This is a genomic window from Nocardia sp. CA-128927 (assembly GCF_050955855.1).
Lineage (GTDB): Bacteria > Actinomycetota > Actinomycetes > Mycobacteriales > Mycobacteriaceae > Nocardia.
This window is the reverse complement of the sequence record NZ_CP192087.1, coordinates 9,231,918-9,249,935: the sequence shown is the minus strand read 5'-3', so window position 1 is coordinate 9,249,935 and position 18,018 is coordinate 9,231,918. Positions and strand designations below refer to the sequence as shown.

Genomic DNA, 18,018 nt, shown 5'->3' with positions numbered 1-18,018 from the left:
AGTGGCGGTATCGGCGTTGGTGGCGGCGCCGCTGGCCGCTGCCGGTGCGCATGACGAGGGGTTTACGGCACCAGTTGGCGGCGCCCCGGCGATAACGCCGGTTCGCGGGACACCCGTGCCGCACACGCCGCAACTCGTCGCGCCGTCCGCGGTGCTCGCACAGCAGATGCAGGCGGCGATCCAGTCCGTCTCACCAGGCACGGAAGTCGGGATCGACGTGGTCGACCTCAGTTCCGGGACAGTGCTTGTCGGACTGAACCTCGACCAGCAGTTCTACACCGCATCAGTGGTCAAACTGCTGATCGCACTCGACGCGCTGAACCAACAGGGCTGGCAACCTGATTCGGATACCGCGGCACAGATACACACGATGCTGTCCGCCAGCGACGACAACATCGCCGACGTCCTGTGGGACGAGAACGGTGGCGACTCGATCGTCACCCGGATGATCGACGCGATCGGCCTCACCGGAACGCGGCCGCCCGACGACCCGACGCAATGGGGCGAGACACTGACGACCGCACGGGATGTGGCCACCATCTACCGCTTCCTGACCAGCACGGTCCCCGAGCCGGCCCGAGACCTCGTCGTCGGCGCGCTCCGCGATGCCAGCGAGATCTCGGCAGACGGCACCGACCAGTACTTCGGCATCCCGGACGGTTTGACCGGCCTCAGCTGGGCAGTAAAACAGGGCTGGATGTCACTGGACACCTCCACGACATTGGACACCACCGGCCTGGTCGGACCGAGCGCGACCCAACTTCCATACGCGGTGGTCGTGCTGACCTCCCAGCCTGCCGGAATCGATTGGACCACAGGAGGTTCCGCATTGACCGCCGGAATCGACGTCTTGCGCGGCACCGTCGACCAGCAACGGCAAGCCCGGAACCTCGGCACCGAGGACGACAAAGCCAGTGCCACAGTTCCACCCCCATAGTTAGCGCTCGGGATCGCCGCCGGCCGGGCTAGATTCGAGCATGCGGTTCGCTATCGATGTCGCTCAGTCCGTACTCGACGATCTCGACGACCGGCTGCGCCGCACTCGACTGCCCGCCGCCGCCCCGGGCCAACCATGGTCCGCAGGCACCGACCCCGCCTACCTCGGCGAGCTCATCGAATACTGGCGCAACGACTTCGACTGGCGGGCCGCCGAACGCCGACTCAACGCCCACCCCCAGTTCCTGATCGACATCGCAGGCACACCCATCCACTTCGTGCACGTCCGAGGCGACGGCGACGACCGAGTACCACTGATCCTCACCCACGGCTGGCCGAGCACCTTCGCCGAAATGCTCCCGCTCGTGCCACTGCTGGCCGACGGCTTCGACCTGGTCATCCCCGACCTCCCCGGCTTCGGCTACTCCGGTCCGCTCACCGGACCGACCACCGAGGCCGCGATCGCCGACCTCTGGGCCGCGCTCATGTCCCAACTCGGCTACCACCGGTTCGGCGCGGGCGGCGGTGACATCGGCTCGGGGGTGTCGACCTGGCTCGGCGCCCGGTATCCGGACCGGGTGATCGGCATCCACACCCACCACATCAAGTTCCCACCGGCCAGCCGCCGGGTCGGATTGTCCACGGCGGAGCAGGCATTCGTCGCGCAGCTGGCGACGAAAGGTGCGGACGACTACGGCTACGGCATCATCCAGGCGACCAGACCCGACACCCTCGCCGCCGGACTGACCGACTCACCGTCCGGACTGGCCGCGTGGATCATCGAGAAGTTCCAGCGCTGGAGCGACTGCGCGGGCGAGATCGAGCGCCGGTTCAGCAAGGACGACCTGCTGACCACCGTGATGCTGTACTGGGTGACCGGCTCGATCGGCACCTCGTTCCGCCCGTACCGCGACGACGACCTCGGACCGGAACTGCCGATGGTCGACGTGCCGGTGGGCGTGACGATGAGCGTGGAAGACGCGGGCCTGCCCCGAGAGTTCGCCGAGCGCGTCTACTCCGACATCCGGCATTGGCGCGAGCCGACGGTGGGCGGGCACTTCTTCGCCCAGGAGGAGCCGGAGCTGCTCGCCGCCGACCTGCGGCTGTTCTTCCAGCTCTGCCGGGAGTGATCAGCCGCGAGCTCTGGCAGCCGCAGACCGGGGGTCTGCGGCTGCCGTACTGAATGCCGATGAAACCCCTCGGTACTCGGCATCAGTCGTGTCGGCGCGAACTCGTCGTACCCCGATGATCCTGACAGCCGCCGCCGGTGCCAGGTATCGGCCGTATGACCGTCATTCAATCGATCGACAGCCCGTTGACTCGACGCCGATCGACGCAACTCCCCCTTTCCGCAGCGCCGATCTTGCACAATCTGTGCATGCCCAAGCCCTGCCTTCTGCTCCAACTGCGGCCCGAGCGCCCCGCCGCGGACGACGAGTACCTTGCCGTGCTGCGCGCGGGCAACCTCGAAGCCGGCGACGTGGTGCGGGTGCAGATGGACCAGCAGGGCCTGCCCGACCTGGTGCTCGATGACTTCTCGGCGGTGATCGTCGGTGGCGGGCCGAGCAATGTCGGCAATCCGGAGACCGAGAAGTACGGCTATCAGCAGCGGTTCGAGCCCGGCCTGAAGAAGCTGCTGGTCGAGATCGTCGGCCGGGACTTCCCGTATCTGGGTGCCTGCTACGGATTGAGCATCCTGGCGGACGTGCTCGGCGGCACGGTGAGCGACGCCCGGTTCGGCGAGTCGCCGGGCGCGCAGACCATCGAATTGACCGATCAGGCGGGCGAAGATCCACTGCTGCTCGGCATCCCGCAGGCGTTCCGGGCGTTCGTCGGGCACAAGGAAGCCTGCCAAGAGGTGCCGCCGAACGCGGTGCTGCTCGGCACCTCGGCCGACTGCCCGGTGCAGATGATTCGGGTCGGCCAGCACGTGTACGCGACCCAGTTCCACCCCGAACTCGACGGCGCCGGACTCGCGCTGCGCATCGAGACCTACCGGCATGCGGGCTATTTCGACCCGGACGAGGCAGATTACCTGACCGCACTGGGTCACCGGGAAGCCATCACTTCCCCCAAGGAGATACTGCGCCGATTCGTCACCAGGTACCGGAGCGACCTTCGCTGACCGGTTGTCCGGTCAGCTGGCGGTGGCCAAGCGTCGAACAGACATGCGGCCAGCGTAGAGCGAATCGGACTACTCGGACACATCCCTGGTCTAAGCGGTCGCTTGGTAGGCGGATGACGGGATGAATTCGATTGGGGCACAGTCATATTCGTGGTGTACGAACGGGGTGGTTCCTATCGTTTGATCGCCTTCGCCGCCGATCCGGTTTAGCCCCCGGCCGGGTGCCGGAAGCTGTAATCGTTCGATACCCGCAGCTGGAGGGCGCATGTGTTCTGCCATTCTCGATATCTCCACCGCCACAGTCGATCCGGACGAGTATCTCCGCGCATTGATGAAGTGGCACTTCAGCGCCGAGACCGGTAGCCCCTACTGGCTGCGCCGGGCCCGCACCCTCGATTTCGACCCACTTACCGAGGTCCGCACCTTCGCCGACCTGGCCCGCTTTCCGAATGTCATCAACGAGTTCCGCGATATCGCCATCCAGGATTTGGTGCCGCGCGGGCTCGAAGGCGCGGACCGCGAGATCGCCGGGATATTCGAAAGCGGCGGCACCACCGGCGCGCCGAAGCGGTTCGTGATGTTCGAACGCTGGATGGAATTCGCGCTCGACTGGGACGAATACCACTACGCAGACCTGGGCACGATGAACACGCTGGCGATCGCGCCGAGCGGACCACACATGTTCGGCGAGTTCGCGACTCGCCGCGCGCGGCGGCACAACGGGGTGAAGTTCACCATCGATCTCGATCCGCGCTGGATCAAGCGGATACTCGCCCGCGGTGATGCCGAGGAAGCGGATAGATACGCCGAGCACCTGATCGATCAGGCGGCCGATATTCTGACCACCCAGTCCGTCGGCATTCTGATCACGACACCGCCGTTGCTCGAACGCATTGCGCGTCGGGCCGACCTGGTCGAGGCCATTCGCAAGCAGGTCGAATTCATCTGCTGGAGCGGCGCGCACATGGACGCCGATTCGCGAGATATCTTCCGCCGAGAGGTCTTTCCCGGCATTCCACTCAAGGGCCTCTACGGCAGTACCACCATTCTCGGGATGTCGCGGGAACGTCGCGACGAGCGACCCGACGGCTTGCCGGTATTCGACGCCCCGAGCCCATACATCGTTTTCCGCGTAGTGGACCCCGACACCGGCGCCGACGTGGAATTCGGCGAACGCGGTCAGGTCGTGATGAACCACCTCACCAAATACGCACTGCTGCCGAACAATCTCGAACGCGACCTGGCAACCAAGGTCGAACCGCTACCCGGCGCGCTCGGCTGTGCGGTCGCCGACGTCGGACCGGTCCAGGTCTTCGACGACAACTCCGTGATCGAAGGCGTGTACTGATGTTCGTCTATCTCGACGCCCTTGGACCCTCCGGCGCGTATCGCTCCCGCGAGCGCAAACCGCTGGCCTCGCTGGCCGGTGCTCAGATCGGTGAGATAAGCCAGGTCCCACCGATATACGTGCGGCGAACCCTGGCCGCGATGCGCAAGGCGCCGGTACTACCCGGTGCCGAACGGCTCGCGGCGTTGGAGAAGGCCGCCGAGTTGTTCGCGAGCGCGAGTATCGGCGGTCTCGGCCCCGCGGACTACGCGCAACTCGTATCGACCGCATCGGGTGTGCCGCTCGGCGTGGTCCAGCAGTCGATCGAGTGGGTCACCGATGTGCTCCGGTCGCTGCGCTCGACGCTCGAGCTGGCGATGCCGCGCGGCGCGGTGGGGGACTGGCGCGATCCGCAAACCCTCGCGGGATCAGCCGTTTGGACGCGTAAGGGAGATCTGTTCGCCGTGCACGCCGCGGGCAATACGCCTGCCGTGCACGGGCTGTGGCCCGAGGCGCTCGCGATGGGATACAAAGTGGCGGTCCGCCCTTCGGCCCGCGAGCCGTTCACGGCCTTCCGGCTGGTCAGCGCGCTGCGCGAGGCGGGCTTCCCGCCGGACATCGTGACACTGCTGCCGACCGACTACGCCGCCGCCGACGTGATCATCGCCGAATCCGACTTCGCCATCGTGTACGGCGGCCAGGACGTGGTCGACAAGTACGCCGCCAATCCGCGGGTGCTGACCCAGGGCCCGGGCCGCTCGAAGATCCTGGTGACCGCGGACGTCGACTGGCGCGCGAAGCTCGACCTGCTCGCGGGATCGGTCAGCCACCTCGGCGGGACCGCGTGTACCTGCGCCACCGCGATCCTCGTCGAGGGCGATCCCGAGCCCCTCGCACGGGCACTCGCGGAGAAACTGAGCTCGATCCCGAGCCTCCCACCAGGTGATCCAGCGGCGATTCTCACCGTGCAACCCGTCGAGTCCGCGCAGGCGGTCGATCGCTATCTGCATACCGTCGCCGGCGACGCCCGCGCGTTCCTCGGCGGCGACACCATCGTCGACGAGCTGCCCTCCGGCGGCGCGGTGCTCCGGCCCGCGGTCCATCTCGTCGCGGACAGCGCCGCCCCGCAGCTCAATGTCGAGCTCCCGTTCCCGTGCGTCTGGGTCGGACCGTGGCGGCCGGAGGAAGGCGTTGCGCCGCTGCGGGATTCGCTGGTGCTCACCGCGATGACCACCCGGCGTGAACTGATCGACGAGCTGTTGAACGAGCCGTCGATCACCAACCTCTACCTCGGCGACAACGCCACCACCTGGCTGCGACCCGGCATACCCCACGACGGCTACCTCGGCGAACACCTCATGCGGACCAAGGGGATGATCCGTTCCGAGACGTAGCGCGGGCGGTTACCCGTGCAGGGCTATCGTGGAGTTCATGGGCGTCATGGGCGAACTATTTCCGGGTAAGAAGCTGAGCGACGACGGCAGCGAGGACAGCGACGGCCAGTCGCACAGTCCCCGTCTCGCCCTCGACCTGGATGCCGGGGTGATCCGGATAGCCGGTCCGGCCGCGTCCACACCCGCGGCCGAAGCGACTGAAAGCGACTGATTCGCGCAGCGATTGCCTGTGTCCGGAAGGGCTCAGCTAGTTCCGGAATCGGCAAGCTCCGGCGAAGGGCATCGACGACATCGGGGACTCCACGACACCCGTGCCGTAGGTCGAGGCGTGAATGACCTTGCCGTCGCCCGCGTAGAGCGCGGAGTGGCCGCCGCCGTAGAACGAGACCAGGTCGCCGGGGCGCAGATCCTCTTGGGACACCGGGGTTCCGGCGGCGAGCTGGTCGTAGCTGGTGCGTGGGACCGAGACGCCCGCCTGCTCGTAGGACCACTGGACCAGGCCCGAGCAGTCGAAGACGTCCGGCCCGGCCGAAGTGCCGTAGCCTGCACCGATTTTGGCGCGGGCGGCCTCGACAGCGACGTCGCCGGTGGTCTTCATCGGTGCGACCTGGGGGTGCAGGGGATTCGGCAGCTTGATGCCGGGAATGCCTGCCAGAGTCGAGTATTCGAGGCCCGGAATGTCGGGCAGCGCGAATGCGATTCCGGGAGCGGAGAATTCGGCTCGGGAGGGAGCAGCGGATGGCGCGCTCTCCTGCTGTGGAGCCGAGGCAATGATGCCGGGAAGCCCCGGGGGAAGCGAGATTTCGTTCGGTACCTCGATTGCGCCGAGGCCGGGGACGGTCACTGTCTGCGCCGATGCCTCCGCGGCGGAGAACAGGAGAGCGCCGGAGAATGCTGCGCCTGCGGCAAGTGTCCACCAGAACACTCGGCGCAGCGAGCGGGTACTTCGGACGTCGTCGTCGGTCTTCGATGCCATGATCAAGTCCTCCGATGGTCAATTCGAAGGCCTTGGCTCGGCCATGCGGCGCCATACCTGCTAGCGCACCGGACGTCACCAAGTCTCCGAATAAGATTCGAGAACATCACGGTGATCTGTCAGTCCAAGCGGATCCGATTTCCCATCCTTCGACACAAACGGGTTCGAACAAAATTCCGACACACTGTAAAGTAATAACGAAACGGTAACTAAATGTCTATTACCTATTGAAAACTGCCGTTGACCTGTGTAAACAGGCCCTTTCAATCCAGCGGAAATTCCACCTCCAGCGGCCCGTACGGCAGGCTAATTACTGCTCGTCGGCGAACTTTCGGCGGGTGATCTGCTTTCGTTCGAGTGTTTTCAGGAGTCGATCGGTGCGGTCGCGCCCGGTAGATCGCCGTGTCTGCGCAGGGCATCGAGCACCACATTGACGGCCGCGCGCGGCGGTGCACCGCGCCGGATAACAGCGGTGATCGTGCGGGTAACCGGACTCGTCAGCTCCCTGGTCGCGACGTTATAGCGCGGATCAATGGCGAGCCCGGGCAGCAGCGTGATCGATAACCCGGCTTCGACATGTTGCAGCGCCATCATGTAATTGCTGAAACGGCAGACGATTCGTGGCTCGAACCCCGATTCGCGACAGAGCCGGGTCGCCAGATTCGCCATGTAGGACTTCGGTCTATCGAAGGCCCACGGCTCGTCGGCGTACGCGGCCAGGTCGGCGGGTCCGCGGGCGGCCCGGTCCGGCGGCAGCACGAGCACGACCGGATCGGCGGCCAGCGGCACGATATCGATGTCCGGGCCGAGTGGCTGCTCGACGAAATCGGTTGTGGTGATGATGATGTCGACGTCGCCGACGCGCAGCGCGCGCATGCTCTCGTGCGGTTCCAGCTCGTGCAACGTGATATCGAGGTGTGGGTTGCTGTGCGCGAGTCGCGTCACGGCGGGCACACATAGCGAGTGGATGGCGCTTTGAAAGGCGCCGAGCCGGACCAGCCCGGCCGGTTCGCCGCCGAGGCTGCGCAGCTCCGCCTCGACGGTGCCCATGTGATCGAGGATCGCCCTGGCGCGCCGAGCCAGGATCAGCCCGGCCGGGGTGAGCCGGACTCGGCGGCCGGTGCGTTCCAGCAGCTGCGTGTGGGTTTCCGCCTCCAGCACCGCGAGCTGCTGGGACACGCTGGACGCGCTCATGTTCACCGCCTGCGCGACCGCCCGCACGGTCCCGAGGGAATCGAGCTGGCTGAGCAGACGCAGCCGCCAAGGGTTCAGCATCGTTCGATTATTGTTCGGCTGAGCCGAACAGCACAGCCGGAATTGTGAGATGGACGTGACGCTCGCACCACCCTTACCGTCGAAACATGGCTTCCCCAACCTTCACGCCGCAGTCCACCGACGACTTCTGGGCCGACGCCGACCGCCACCTCGTGCGCTACGCGGGCGCGGGCACCTTCACCCCCGAGATCATCACCCGCGCCGCCGGGAGCTTCCTGTACACCGAAAGTGGCAGGGAGATCTTGGATTTCACCTCTGGACAGATGAGCGCGATCCTCGGGCACTCGCACCCGGACATCGTCGCGACGGTCCGCCGCCAGGTCGGCGAGCTCGACCACCTGTTCAGCGGCATGCTCAGCCGCCCGGTCGTCGATCTCGCCCGCAGGCTGGCGGGCACGTTGCCCGAGCCGCTGGAAAAGGCGCTGCTGCTGACCACCGGCGCCGAGTCGAACGAGGCGGCGATCCGGATGGCCAAGCTGGTCACCGGCAAACACGAGATCGTCTCGTTCGCCAGCTCCTGGCACGGTATGACCCAGGCCGCCGCGAGCGCGACCTACAGCGCGGGCCGCAAGGGGTACGGGCCCGCCGCGCCGGGCAACTTCGCCATCCCGGCGCCGCACGCCTATCGGCCCGACTTCACCACGGACGCAGGCGAACTCGACTGGCGTCGGCAGCTGGACTTCTCGTTCGATCTGATCGACGCGCAGTCGGTCGGCAGCCTGGCCGCCTGCATCGTCGAGCCGATCCTCAGCTCCGGCGGGGTCGTCGAACCGCCGCTCGGCTACTTCGCCGCGCTGCAGGAGAAGTGCCGCGAACGCGGCATGCTGCTGATCCTCGATGAAGCCCAGACCGGCCTGTGCCGCACCGGATCCTGGTACGCGTTCGAGCGCGACGGCATCGTGCCGGACATCCTCACGCTATCGAAGACGCTCGGCGCCGGACTGCCGTTGGCGGCCGTGCTCACCAGCGCCGAGATCGAGCAGGAGGCGCACGACCGCGGGTACCTGTTCTTCACCACCCATGTGGCCGACCCGCTGGTCGCCGCCGTCGGCAACACCGTGCTCGATGTGCTCATCCGGGACAGCCTCGACGCGCGGGCCGCGGAGCTCGGTGCCTTCTTGCGCCGTGGCCTAAAGCGAATTGCCGAGCGGCACAACGTCGTCGGGGACATTCGTGGGCGCGGCCTGCTCGCCGGACTGGAGCTCGTCGTCGACCGCGCGACCAAGCAGGGCTCGGACGAGCTCGGCGCGCTGGTCACCCGCCGTTGCCTGGAGTTGGGCCTGCACATGAATATCGTGCAGCTGCCCGGCATGGGTGGTGTCTTCCGCATCGCCCCGCCGCTGACCGCCACCGAGGACGAACTGTCCCTCGGTCTGGCCATTCTCGACGAGGCGATCGGTGACGCGGCCGCGCGGCTGTGACGACGGCCTGAGTCAGGTCAGGTTGCCGTCGATGCAGAGGCTCGCGGTGCGCCCGGACGGGCCGGGGCGGGCGGCATCGGCGTCGAAGGTCCACTGCGCGATCGGTGCGGCGGCCTTCCAGAGCAGCTGCCCGTCGCGGGCCGCGACCACCTGGTAGACGTCCTCGGTGCCGTCGATGAGCTGGCTGCCGACGCAGTAGTCGTTGTAGCCGGTGCCTGGCTGCCGTGCGCCTGCGCTGAACAGGCCGGTGGGGTTGGTGTAGGCGCCGGGGTTGGGGACGGTGCTCGGCCTGCCGTCGGCGGGGCCGCGCGACCAGGACGCCACGCCGCGGTCGGTGTCGCAGCGGAAGGTCTGGCCACCCGCGGCGACGGACGCGCCCTGCGGGTAGCCGGTACCCGCCCAGAGGCAGTGGGCGCCGATGCCCGCCGCGCTGGTCCGCGCCTCGGCCGCGGCGGGGCCGGCGCCGAAGGTGAGGCCGCCCGCCACTGTGGCCACGGCGAGCAGTGCCAGGGAGGTGCGTCGTAGGGATGGGGTTTTCGGCAGCGTTGCCGTGTTCATCGAGTTCTCTCTTTCGGTCAGCACCAGCTGGCGGTGGGGCGGCAGACAACCCAGCCGTCGTCGCCGGCTCGCGGCACCGCGGTCCAGGTCGAGGTTCCGCTGCCGCGGCTCTCCTTCTGATCGGCCGGTTTCGGCCGATTCAGGTACTCGCGCAAGGCGATGCCGATCGAGAAACCGCAGGGCGTGGAGTGGAAATACAGTCAGCGGGCGGTCGATCTGCTCGTGTATGTCGTGCAGCAGGCCGTCGGCATGGACTTCCAGGCCTATGCCCAGCGAAAGCTGTTCGACCCGTTGGGTATTCGGCGTGCCGACTACCACTGGGGCCGGGATCGTAGCGGCAACACCTACGGATACGCGCACCTGGTCATGCCGCCCGACGATTTCGCCAAGCTCGGCCTGCTGATCACCAATCATGGGAACTGGCAGGGGAATCGGGTCATCTCCGCCGGGTACCTCGAGCAGGCCAGCCGATCGACGCCGACCAACCAGTGCTACGGCTTCCTCTTCGTGGTGAACGGACCCGGTTGCACCGTCGAGCTCCCCGGACTGCCGCCGGACGCGGTGAAGATGGGCGGCATGATGCGCCAGGACAACTTCATCGTGCCGAGCCTCGGTCTGCTGGTCAGCTGGACCGGCGTGACCGTGCCCGGTGGCGCGGTGAGCTTTCCGCACGACGTGCTCCGCGGCATCGTGGCCGCCTTCCGCACGCCATTGCTCCCGGACCCCGGACCCTATGTGCAGCAACCGGATATCAGCCTCGCCGACCCGATGATCTCGAATCCGGACGCCACCTTCGGCGCGGTCGGCATCGGCCCATACGCCTACCCCGGCTGTGGACCGTTCGAGTGTCTCGGCAAGCCGCTCGCGCCGCCCTTCGGCGATTGGCCGCCCGGCTGCTTCATCCTCGGCTGCCTCGGCCCCGACCCGGCAACGCCGGGCATCCGCTAGCGCCCAGGGTGAGCGCAATCACAGAATATTGCACTGTCTGAAATTTTGCAGTTTGTGTTAAATTCTTTGCCATGCCGCCACCCACCCGCGAGGAGCCGACGATCGGTCTGCGCGAACAGAAGAAGCGCAAGACCAGGCTCGACCTGTGTATGGCCGCACGCAGGCTGACGGTCGCGCACGGGCTCGACGCGACGACCGTCGACGACATCGCGAAGGTCGTCGGGGTCTCGCCGCGCACGTTCTTCAACTACTACGACACCAAGCTCGACGCGATCGTCGGACCGGTCGAGGAGATCGGCACGCCGGCGGCGCGGGCGGAGTTCATCGCCGGTGGTCCGACCGGGATGCTGATGTCCGACCTCACCTGGCTGTTCGCTTCGGCGCTCGAGCCGGAAGAGGAAGTGCGCGAAGCTATCTCGCTGGTGATGGAGATCATCAAGGAGGAGCCGCGCGTGTTCGCGTCCTTCATGGCCGCCGGAGTGCGGCAGGAGGCGATCGTCGCCGAGCTGTTGTCCGCGCGGGCCGGTGCACCGGTCGCGCCCGAATTCGCCGCGCTCGCCGCGGGAGTCATGACCACCATCACGACCCGGGCGGCGATGTCCGCGACCGCCGACACCACCAGGTCGCTCACCGCGGCAGTGCAAGACCACTGTGCGATGGCCGCCCGGCTGTTCGACCAGCCCGATGAGAGAGCAAGGAGACGTGCCCGATGACCACGACGGCTGACTCGCCACCCACCCCGATTGTGCTGACCCAGAAGCGAATCTGGCTCATCTTCGCCGCGCTGATCGCGGGCATGTTCCTGGCCAGCCTCGACCAGATGATCGTCGGCACCGCGATGCCGACCATCGTCGGCGAACTCGGCGGCGTCTCGCACATGGCCTGGACCGCGACGTCGTACCTGCTGGCCACCACCATCGTGATGCCGATCTACGGCAAATTCGGCGACATGTTCGGCAGGCGTTGGCTTTTCCTGTTCGCGGTGACCGCCTTCACCGCCGCGTCGGTCGGCGCCGCCGCCTCGACCAGCTTCTGGGAGTTCATCGTCTTCCGCGGCCTGCAGGGTGTCGGCGGCGGTGGCCTGATGATCCTGGCGCAGGCGATCATCGCCGATGTGGTGCCCGCGAAGGATCGCGGTAAGTACATGGCGCCGATGGGTGCCGTCTTCGGCATCACCTCGGTGGCCGGACCGCTGCTCGGCGGCTTCTTCGCCGACACGCTCGGCTGGCGCTGGTGCTTCTGGATCAACGTGCCGATCGGTATCGCCGCGCTGTTCATCGCCTTCCGCTACCTGAGCGTCCCCAGCCATCGGCCCAAGACCAAGCCGGACTACCTCGGTGTGCTGCTGATGTCTTCCGCGACAACGCTGTTGATCCTGATCACCGACTGGGGCGGCAAGCAGTACGCGTGGGGCTCGACGACGATCATCGCGATGATCGCCGCGCTGGTGGTCGTGGTGGCCGCCTTCGTCATGGTGGAGGCGCGGGCCGAGGAGCCGATGCTGCCGCTGTGGTTGTTCCGCAACCGCACCTTCGTGCTGACCTCGGCGATCGGCCTGCTCGTCGGCCTGGTGATGTTCGCCGCGATCGGGTTCATCCCGACCTACCTGCAGATGGCCACCGGCGCCTCTGCCTCGGTCTCCGGTCTGCTGCTGATCCCGATGATGGTCGGCATGATGATCACCCTGATCGGGTCGATGACCGCGATCACGAAGACCGGCCGCTACCGGGTGTATCCGCCGATCGGTGCGCTGGTCATGCTCGGCGCCATGCTGTGGCTGACCACGCTCGCCGCGAACACCCCGATGTGGGTCGTCTCAGCCATGCTGTTCGTGGTCGGCGCGGGCCTCGGCCTGATCATGCAGATCATCGTGCTCGTTGTGCAGAATGCCTTGGCGCCCAACCAGATCGGGACCGCGACCAGCGCCAACAACTACTTCCGCGAGATGGGTGGTGCGATCGGCGTCGCGATCTTCGGCTCGATCTTCACCAGCCGCTTGACCGAAGGCCTCACCGACGCGTTCATGTCGCACGGTCCGGAGGTGATGGCGTCGAAGCTCGACCCGAGCGCGCTGGTGCCATCGGTGGTGAAGCACCTGCCCGAGGGACTGCACGACGCGATCGTCGGTGCGTACGTGAACGCGCTGGTCCCTGGCTTCTGGTACCTGATCCCCGGTGCGATCGTCGTCTTCGTGCTCGCGCTGTTCATCCCGCAGCTGAAGCTGTCCGATGAGGCGGGCATGGTCGCTCGCGGCGAAGCGGTGATGGAGGAGACCGAGCTGGAGCAGGACGGGAAGAAGCCCGATCCGCAGCTCGTCACCGAACACAGTTGACGTTCACAGATCCGGGCGGTAGGGCAACAGCCTTGCGCCCGGAGCTGTGTCAGGGGCAGGCGGTGCCGGTGTAGGCCGGGTCGAGTGCCTTCTTGATGATGTAGGCGACGGTGGGGGATTGCGGGAGGACGCCGTGCTCGAAAGTGTCTGTGGGGCAGAAGTCTTGGACCCACACGTTGTCGACGGTCGCACCGGGGCCGGCCTGTAGGAAGGTGGCTTCCGGCGGGGTGGAGGCGTCGTCGTGGGTGCTGGCGATCACGGTGTAGGTGATGCCGGGGTCGGTATCGCCCGCGGCGTTGATGTCGCGGAGGAAGTCGCTGCCCACGAGCTGCTGGGCGGCCGCGATTCCGGCGATTTCCGTCAGCCCGGCGGAGAACGCCGAGGTGGCGCTGCCGGACGGGAGCCGACCGGCCACGCCGCGCATGCTGGAGCCGTGGTTGGTGCCCGCGAGCGAGATCAGGTGATCGACCTTGTCGGCGCCGCCTGCGAAGCGCAGGTATTGGCGAGACATCAGCGCGCCTTGCGAATGCCCGACGAGATCGACCTTCGTCGAATGCGTTGCGGCGCGGACCCGGTCGACGAACGCGGCGAGTTCCGCGGCGGAGGTGTGGATGTCACCGACCCCGTACATGCCGGATAGCGCGCCGAGCACGCTGGCGGTGTCGCGGCCGTAGTTCAGCGAGAAGACGCAGTAGCCTTCGGCTTTCAGCTGGGGGGCAAGCACGTTCCAGTCGTTCTGGTTGCCCCAGGTGCCGTGTACGAGGACGACGGGTCGCGGGTGCGCGGCGGTGGGCTGGCAGGTCCAGTCGTCGGAGCCCTCCGGTGGGACGCTGCCGTCCGGGTTCTTGCCGACGCTCGGTAGGTCCGCGATATCGCTTGCGGTCGTTGTCGATTGGCCGTCATCGGGTTGGGCGTGAGCCACCGGCGCGTAGATTCCGGTTAGGACAGTGGCTGCGGCCAGCGCGGCCAAGCCGAGGCCGCGAAGACGGATACGCATCGGATGGTGTGCTCCCGTTCGTTGTGACGACAAGCCGGGACCGCAGCGGACGGCCTTGAATGAAAACCGTACAGCGCGGCTACCTGGCCGCCTCGGTCGCCGAGCTGGTTGGTCACGAGCTCGTCGGTGGGCCCTCGTTCTTCAGCCGCTGCAGCAGGGCGGGCATATCCACGAACGCGAACCTGATGGCCGAGTCGCTACAGCCGTAGGGGATGACGAGGGTGCCTTGGTGGACCAGCGCGCCGCAGGAGTACACGACGTTGGGTACGTAGCCGTCGCGTTCGTCCTCGGCCGGCGCCAGCAAGGGCTGGCGAAGTGCGCCGATCACCCGGGTCGGGTCGGCGAGGTCGAGCAGGATCGCGCCGATCCCGTAGGTGCGCATCGGCCCGACGCCGTGCGTCAAAACCAGCCAGCCACGCGGTGTTTCGATCGGCGGCCCGCAATTGCCGAGCTGGATCAGCTCCCATGGCTGGGTCGGCCGGTAGATGGTGACCGGGTCGCTCCACGCGCGCGCGTCCGGTGAGCTGACCACGCTGATGTTCTCCCGATCCCAGCGCGACAGCATCAGATAGCGACCGTCGACCCGCCGCGGGAACAGCGCCATCCCCTTGTCGGTGGCGCCGCCACCGTCGAGCCGGGTGCTGTCGAAGGTGACGAAATCGTTGGTGTGCAACAGCCTCGGCGCGACCCGGCCACCGTCGAACGCGGTGTAGGTGGCGTAATACGTTGCCACCCCGTCACTTTCGGTGAATCGGGTGAACCGCGCGTCCTCGATGCCGTGCGTCTCGTCGGCGCTGGCCGGAAAGAGGATCCGCTCGGACATCGGGCGGTCGGCGGGAAAGGCCACCGTGTAGTTTCCGGCGGTCGACAGGGTGATCCGGCCGGCCTCGAGGAACGGTGTCGGCGTGTTCACCCGGATCGAATCGCCGGGTGCGACGACGCCGGTGCGGAACTCGATGCTCGAGATATGGCCCTCGCCGAGCGCGCGCACGCTCATGACGAAGCGCAATTCGCCTGGGGCGAGACCGGTTTGGTCCGGGTGCGCGACCATCGACGGATTGAACAGCGCCGCCGCCTCGATCGCGTACTCCTGGGTGAAGCACGCGCCGATGAGCTGCCGTCGATCCGCGGCGAGTACCGCGGGCAGCAGATGTTCGACTACCGCGGCGTGCGCCGCGAATATCGCGTGGATGTCGCGATGCCGGTTACTGAACCGGTGCAGCGCGGACGCCAGGGTGCTCGATACGTCCGCGTCGGTCAGCCGCAGCACGCGCGCGATGATCGCCTCGGCCCGCGAAATGCCGTGTCCGAGTAGCTCTTGGCCGGGTTGGAACAGCCTGGCCAGCACCCGGCTCCCGTCCGGGAACAAGGCCTGGCCGCCCCGGCGGGCCAGGTCAGCTGAAGTCACCGCCGAGGTGTTGGTCACTAGGCCGCCTGTTGCAGGCGACGGGCCTGTTGCATCGTGGAGATCAGCGCGAGGGTCGACTCGGCGCCCTGGTTCTCGTTTCTCCCGGTGGGTTCCAGGCCGTCACAGCAGCCGCCGCTGGCCGGGTCGATCAGCGGTGTCGAGACATCGTTCGAGCCGCGGAACCAGGCCTCGCACAACATGACTGCGTCCTTCCACTGATGGTCCTTGGTGTCGTCGTAGGCGCGGGCGCAGGCGTCGGCCAGCGTCGCGACCTCGATCGGCTGCTGGTCGAAACCGGGGCGCTTCTCGCCGGTCGTCCAGCCGTCGACCGGAGTGACCGACAGATGGTCGCCCGCGGTCTCGATCGCCAGCAACCAGCGCAGCATCGCCAATCCGTCGGCGTGCGTGCGGCCTTGGCCCGGTGCGGCACCGGCCACCAGGAGTGCTTCGGCCAGTACAGCGTTGGCGTAGTGCAGTCGCGGCTCGGGCCAGCGCCAGTCGAGGCGCCGGGTCGGCGGGCCGATCAGCTTGGCGGCATCGGCCAACAGCTTGGGGGCCGTGAGGTTTCCGGGGTCGGCGCGCATTACCTCGGCCGCGCCGAGCGCGGCGAAGGCCATCGCGCGCGGGAACTGGGAGCGCTGCTTGGCGGCGATGGTGAAGTGCGCCAACGCCTTTTCGGCCAGCTCCGGCCGATGCGCGACGACGGTGCCGAGTGCCCAGATCGCGCGGCCCCAGTGGTCCTCGACGCTCGGTTCGTCCTGCCAGTTCCGGTCCGTGCCGCGTCGGTTGTGACTGCGGCCGTCCTCGGTGAGGGCGTCGAAGATGAAGCGCGCGTAGACCTGTACGAGCGCGTCCAGCTCTTCGGTCGGCTCCGGCTCGCGCAGCACGACTACGAGGGCGCGCGCGACATCGTCTACGCAGTAACCGTTTTCCAGTCGCGGCGTGGTGAACTTCGCGTGCTCGAAGATCCCGACTTCATCACTGAGTCGCACCAGGTGGGCGTAAGAGATAGAAATGGTTTCGCTCATGCTGTCGCCAACTTCGCATCGGCTTGCAGCGTCTCTGCGGCAAGCGCATGGTATTTTCTGCTCACTGCGGGCCAGAGTAGGTCTGGCGCAATGCGTTTCGCTTCGGCGCTCATGCGGGCCGCCAAGCCGGGCTCGGTGAACACCTGGCGCAGCGCGGCCGCGATGGCGGTCGGTGATTCGCGATCGACAAGGAGACCGGCGCCGCTCGACAGCAGTTCCCGCGCGTGCGGAAAGTCCGTCGATACCACTGGTTTACCCGCTGCGACGGCTTCTATCAGGACTCCGGACGTCACTTGTTCGCGCGAGTCGTAAGGGAGCAGCACGACATCGGCCTGCTGGATCAGCCGGTGTAGCTCGTCGCTGGACAGGTAGCGCGCGTCGAAGTGCACGGCGTTGGCGACGCCGCGTTGTGCGGCTCTGCGGACCAGGCCGGTGCGGTAGGACTCGCCGTGCCGGGCCAGCACCCGCGGGTGGGTCTGCCCGACCACCCGGTAGTGCGCGGCCGGGCGCAGGTCGGCGAGCTGAGCCATCGCGTCGATGCCCCATTCGATGCCCTTGCCTTCGCCGAGCAGGCCCCAGGTCAGGATGACCGGCGTGCGGGAGATCGGCTGATGCCGGGTGCTGTGCGGTCCTGGCTGGTGCGCGGTCGCACCGTGCGGAATCACGCTGACCTTGGACGGGTCGACCGCGTAGTGCTCGATCAGGCGTTGACGGGCCGTCTGGGTCATGGTGACGAGCGCGGCGCAGTGGCGGGCCAGCTCTTCGAGGATCATCCGTTGCTGCGTGGTCGGGGTGACCAATACCGTGTGCAGTACCGCGATCGCCGGAACGCGAAGAGCACGAACGACTTCGAGTACGTCGACGCCGTCGCGTCCGCTGTAGATGCCGTATTCGTGCTGGATGATCGCGACATCGAAGCGATTGAGGGCGGCGGCCGCGATGGCGGCGCCGCGGCGGGCGCTGCGCTCCCACTGATGGGTCACCAGCGGCCGCGGTGCCGGCTCGGGGCTGTCGACGATGGCGACCACGCCGACGGTACGCGCGGTGGGCGGACCCTGACCGAAATCGACCGTCGCAAAACCGGTTTCGGTGGGTGCGGTCAGCGCGCCGACCAGCGAGTCGGTGAAGGTAGCCAACCCGCACTGGGTCGGTGGATAAGTGCTCAGAACGCCGTAAGACCGAACTGACACAACGTCAGCCTTCCTGATTCGAGCCAGCGCCGACGGTGCCGCTGTCTGCAGCCACTCAATTGGCTGAATCGTGTCGCGCTGAAGCGCTTGAGAATCCGGTCCG

Annotated in this window: 17 protein-coding genes; 10 read left to right on the top strand and 7 right to left on the bottom strand. The window is 67.1% G+C overall.

All coding sequences use genetic code 11. The features are described 5' to 3' along the window. The first annotated feature begins 1 nt into the window (after nucleotide 1). The 6 genes from ACQPW1_RS43080 to ACQPW1_RS43055 all read left to right on the top strand — a co-directional run bounded on the left by ACQPW1_RS43080 (nucleotide 2) and on the right by ACQPW1_RS43055 (nucleotide 5,993). Nucleotides 2-937 (top strand): serine hydrolase, encoded by a 936-nt coding sequence (locus tag ACQPW1_RS43080; protein ID WP_433659162.1) that lies wholly within the window; start codon nucleotides 2-4, stop codon nucleotides 935-937. Nucleotides 938-977: 40 nt separating this feature from the next. After that, nucleotides 978-2,066: an epoxide hydrolase family protein gene (locus tag ACQPW1_RS43075; RefSeq protein ID WP_433659160.1), complete on the top strand. Its 1,089-nt coding sequence runs from the start codon at nucleotides 978-980 to the stop codon at nucleotides 2,064-2,066. 248 nt (nucleotides 2,067-2,314) lie between these two features. Continuing rightward, complete coding sequence (locus ACQPW1_RS43070; RefSeq protein ID WP_433659158.1) at nucleotides 2,315-3,061, top strand: glutamine amidotransferase; 747 nt, start codon at nucleotides 2,315-2,317, stop codon at nucleotides 3,059-3,061. A gap of 265 nt (nucleotides 3,062-3,326) precedes the next feature. Then, complete coding sequence (locus ACQPW1_RS43065; protein ID WP_433659156.1) at nucleotides 3,327-4,409, top strand: phenazine antibiotic biosynthesis protein; 1,083 nt, start codon at nucleotides 3,327-3,329, stop codon at nucleotides 4,407-4,409. Continuing rightward, the gene (locus ACQPW1_RS43060) at nucleotides 4,409-5,782 is read left to right on the top strand and encodes an aldehyde dehydrogenase family protein (RefSeq protein WP_433659154.1); all 1,374 of its coding nucleotides are present in this window, start codon (nucleotides 4,409-4,411) and stop codon (nucleotides 5,780-5,782) included. Before ACQPW1_RS43065 ends, ACQPW1_RS43060 begins: the two co-directional genes overlap by 1 nt. A 37-nt stretch (nucleotides 5,783-5,819) precedes the next feature. Continuing rightward, complete coding sequence (locus ACQPW1_RS43055; protein ID WP_433659153.1) at nucleotides 5,820-5,993, top strand: hypothetical protein; 174 nt, start codon at nucleotides 5,820-5,822, stop codon at nucleotides 5,991-5,993. A gap of 36 nt (nucleotides 5,994-6,029) precedes the next feature. Here ACQPW1_RS43055 and ACQPW1_RS43050 read toward each other — a convergent pair whose 3' ends face one another. Together ACQPW1_RS43050 and ACQPW1_RS43045 are read right to left on the bottom strand one after the other, a co-directional pair. Then, nucleotides 6,030-6,758, bottom strand: coding sequence for a C40 family peptidase (locus tag ACQPW1_RS43050; RefSeq protein WP_433659151.1), 729 nt, complete (start codon nucleotides 6,756-6,758; stop codon nucleotides 6,030-6,032). Nucleotides 6,759-7,121: 363 nt separating this feature from the next. Then, on the bottom strand, nucleotides 7,122-8,033 hold the full coding sequence (locus ACQPW1_RS43045) for a LysR family transcriptional regulator (protein ID WP_433659149.1): 912 nt from the start codon (nucleotides 8,031-8,033) through the stop codon (nucleotides 7,122-7,124). A gap of 86 nt (nucleotides 8,034-8,119) precedes the next feature. Between ACQPW1_RS43045 and ACQPW1_RS43040 the strand changes: the two genes are divergently transcribed. Next, complete coding sequence (locus ACQPW1_RS43040) at nucleotides 8,120-9,454, top strand: aspartate aminotransferase family protein (protein WP_433659147.1); 1,335 nt, start codon at nucleotides 8,120-8,122, stop codon at nucleotides 9,452-9,454. Between the two features lie 12 nt (nucleotides 9,455-9,466). Here ACQPW1_RS43040 and ACQPW1_RS43035 read toward each other — a convergent pair whose 3' ends face one another. Beyond that, nucleotides 9,467-10,012 (bottom strand): hypothetical protein, encoded by a 546-nt coding sequence (locus ACQPW1_RS43035; protein ID WP_433659145.1) that lies wholly within the window; start codon nucleotides 10,010-10,012, stop codon nucleotides 9,467-9,469. 159 nt (nucleotides 10,013-10,171) lie between these two features. On the opposite strand from ACQPW1_RS43035, the gene ACQPW1_RS43030 reads away from it, so the two are divergent. The 3 genes from ACQPW1_RS43030 to ACQPW1_RS43020 all read left to right on the top strand — a co-directional run bounded on the left by ACQPW1_RS43030 (nucleotide 10,172) and on the right by ACQPW1_RS43020 (nucleotide 13,292). Next, nucleotides 10,172-10,960, top strand: coding sequence for a serine hydrolase (locus ACQPW1_RS43030; RefSeq protein WP_433659143.1), 789 nt, complete (start codon nucleotides 10,172-10,174; stop codon nucleotides 10,958-10,960). A 71-nt stretch (nucleotides 10,961-11,031) separates the two neighbouring features. Then, complete coding sequence (locus ACQPW1_RS43025; protein ID WP_433659141.1) at nucleotides 11,032-11,673, top strand: TetR/AcrR family transcriptional regulator; 642 nt, start codon at nucleotides 11,032-11,034, stop codon at nucleotides 11,671-11,673. Beyond that, nucleotides 11,670-13,292, top strand: coding sequence for an MDR family MFS transporter (locus ACQPW1_RS43020; RefSeq protein WP_433659139.1), 1,623 nt, complete (start codon nucleotides 11,670-11,672; stop codon nucleotides 13,290-13,292). The genes ACQPW1_RS43025 and ACQPW1_RS43020 overlap by 4 nt, the downstream gene beginning before the upstream one ends. 49 nt (nucleotides 13,293-13,341) lie before the next feature. Here the strand turns inward: ACQPW1_RS43020 and ACQPW1_RS43015 are convergent, their stop codons facing one another. The 4 genes from ACQPW1_RS43015 to ACQPW1_RS43000 form a co-directional block, all read right to left on the bottom strand. Continuing rightward, a complete protein-coding gene (locus tag ACQPW1_RS43015; protein WP_433659137.1) occupies nucleotides 13,342-14,289 on the bottom strand; it encodes an esterase/lipase family protein in 948 nt (315 codons plus the stop codon). Between the two features lie 112 nt (nucleotides 14,290-14,401). Beyond that, complete coding sequence (locus tag ACQPW1_RS43010) at nucleotides 14,402-15,715, bottom strand: glycoside hydrolase family 130 protein (RefSeq protein WP_433659135.1); 1,314 nt, start codon at nucleotides 15,713-15,715, stop codon at nucleotides 14,402-14,404. After that, nucleotides 15,715-16,725, bottom strand: coding sequence for a glycosyltransferase (locus ACQPW1_RS43005; RefSeq protein ID WP_433659133.1), 1,011 nt, complete (start codon nucleotides 16,723-16,725; stop codon nucleotides 15,715-15,717). Before ACQPW1_RS43005 ends, ACQPW1_RS43010 begins: the two co-directional genes overlap by 1 nt. Beyond that, a complete protein-coding gene (locus tag ACQPW1_RS43000) occupies nucleotides 16,722-17,861 on the bottom strand; it encodes a glycosyltransferase (protein ID WP_433659131.1) in 1,140 nt (379 codons plus the stop codon). Before ACQPW1_RS43000 ends, ACQPW1_RS43005 begins: the two co-directional genes overlap by 4 nt. Nucleotides 17,862-18,018: the final 157 nt, after the last annotated feature.

Excerpts from the sequence above, each read along its gene's own strand:
- ACQPW1_RS43015 (WP_433659137.1), bottom strand. The coding sequence starts at position 14,289 with ATGCGTATCCGTCTTCGCGGCCTCGGCTTGGCCGCGCTGGCCGCAGCC.
- ACQPW1_RS43075 (WP_433659160.1), top strand. The coding sequence starts at position 978 with ATGCGGTTCGCTATCGATGTCGCTCAGTCCGTACTCGACGATCTCGAC.
- ACQPW1_RS43045 (WP_433659149.1), bottom strand. The coding sequence starts at position 8,033 with ATGCTGAACCCTTGGCGGCTGCGTCTGCTCAGCCAGCTCGATTCCCTC.
- ACQPW1_RS43020 (WP_433659139.1), top strand. The coding sequence starts at position 11,670 with ATGACCACGACGGCTGACTCGCCACCCACCCCGATTGTGCTGACCCAG.
- ACQPW1_RS43005 (WP_433659133.1), bottom strand. The coding sequence starts at position 16,725 with ATGAGCGAAACCATTTCTATCTCTTACGCCCACCTGGTGCGACTCAGT.
- ACQPW1_RS43040 (WP_433659147.1), top strand. The coding sequence starts at position 8,120 with ATGGCTTCCCCAACCTTCACGCCGCAGTCCACCGACGACTTCTGGGCC.
- ACQPW1_RS43070 (WP_433659158.1), top strand. The coding sequence starts at position 2,315 with ATGCCCAAGCCCTGCCTTCTGCTCCAACTGCGGCCCGAGCGCCCCGCC.
- ACQPW1_RS43060 (WP_433659154.1), top strand. The coding sequence starts at position 4,409 with ATGTTCGTCTATCTCGACGCCCTTGGACCCTCCGGCGCGTATCGCTCC.
- ACQPW1_RS43025 (WP_433659141.1), top strand. The coding sequence starts at position 11,032 with ATGCCGCCACCCACCCGCGAGGAGCCGACGATCGGTCTGCGCGAACAG.
- ACQPW1_RS43035 (WP_433659145.1), bottom strand. The coding sequence starts at position 10,012 with ATGAACACGGCAACGCTGCCGAAAACCCCATCCCTACGACGCACCTCC.
- ACQPW1_RS43050 (WP_433659151.1), bottom strand. The coding sequence starts at position 6,758 with ATGGCATCGAAGACCGACGACGACGTCCGAAGTACCCGCTCGCTGCGC.
- ACQPW1_RS43030 (WP_433659143.1), top strand. The coding sequence starts at position 10,172 with ATGCCGATCGAGAAACCGCAGGGCGTGGAGTGGAAATACAGTCAGCGG.
- ACQPW1_RS43055 (WP_433659153.1), top strand. The coding sequence starts at position 5,820 with ATGGGCGTCATGGGCGAACTATTTCCGGGTAAGAAGCTGAGCGACGAC.
- ACQPW1_RS43065 (WP_433659156.1), top strand. The coding sequence starts at position 3,327 with ATGTGTTCTGCCATTCTCGATATCTCCACCGCCACAGTCGATCCGGAC.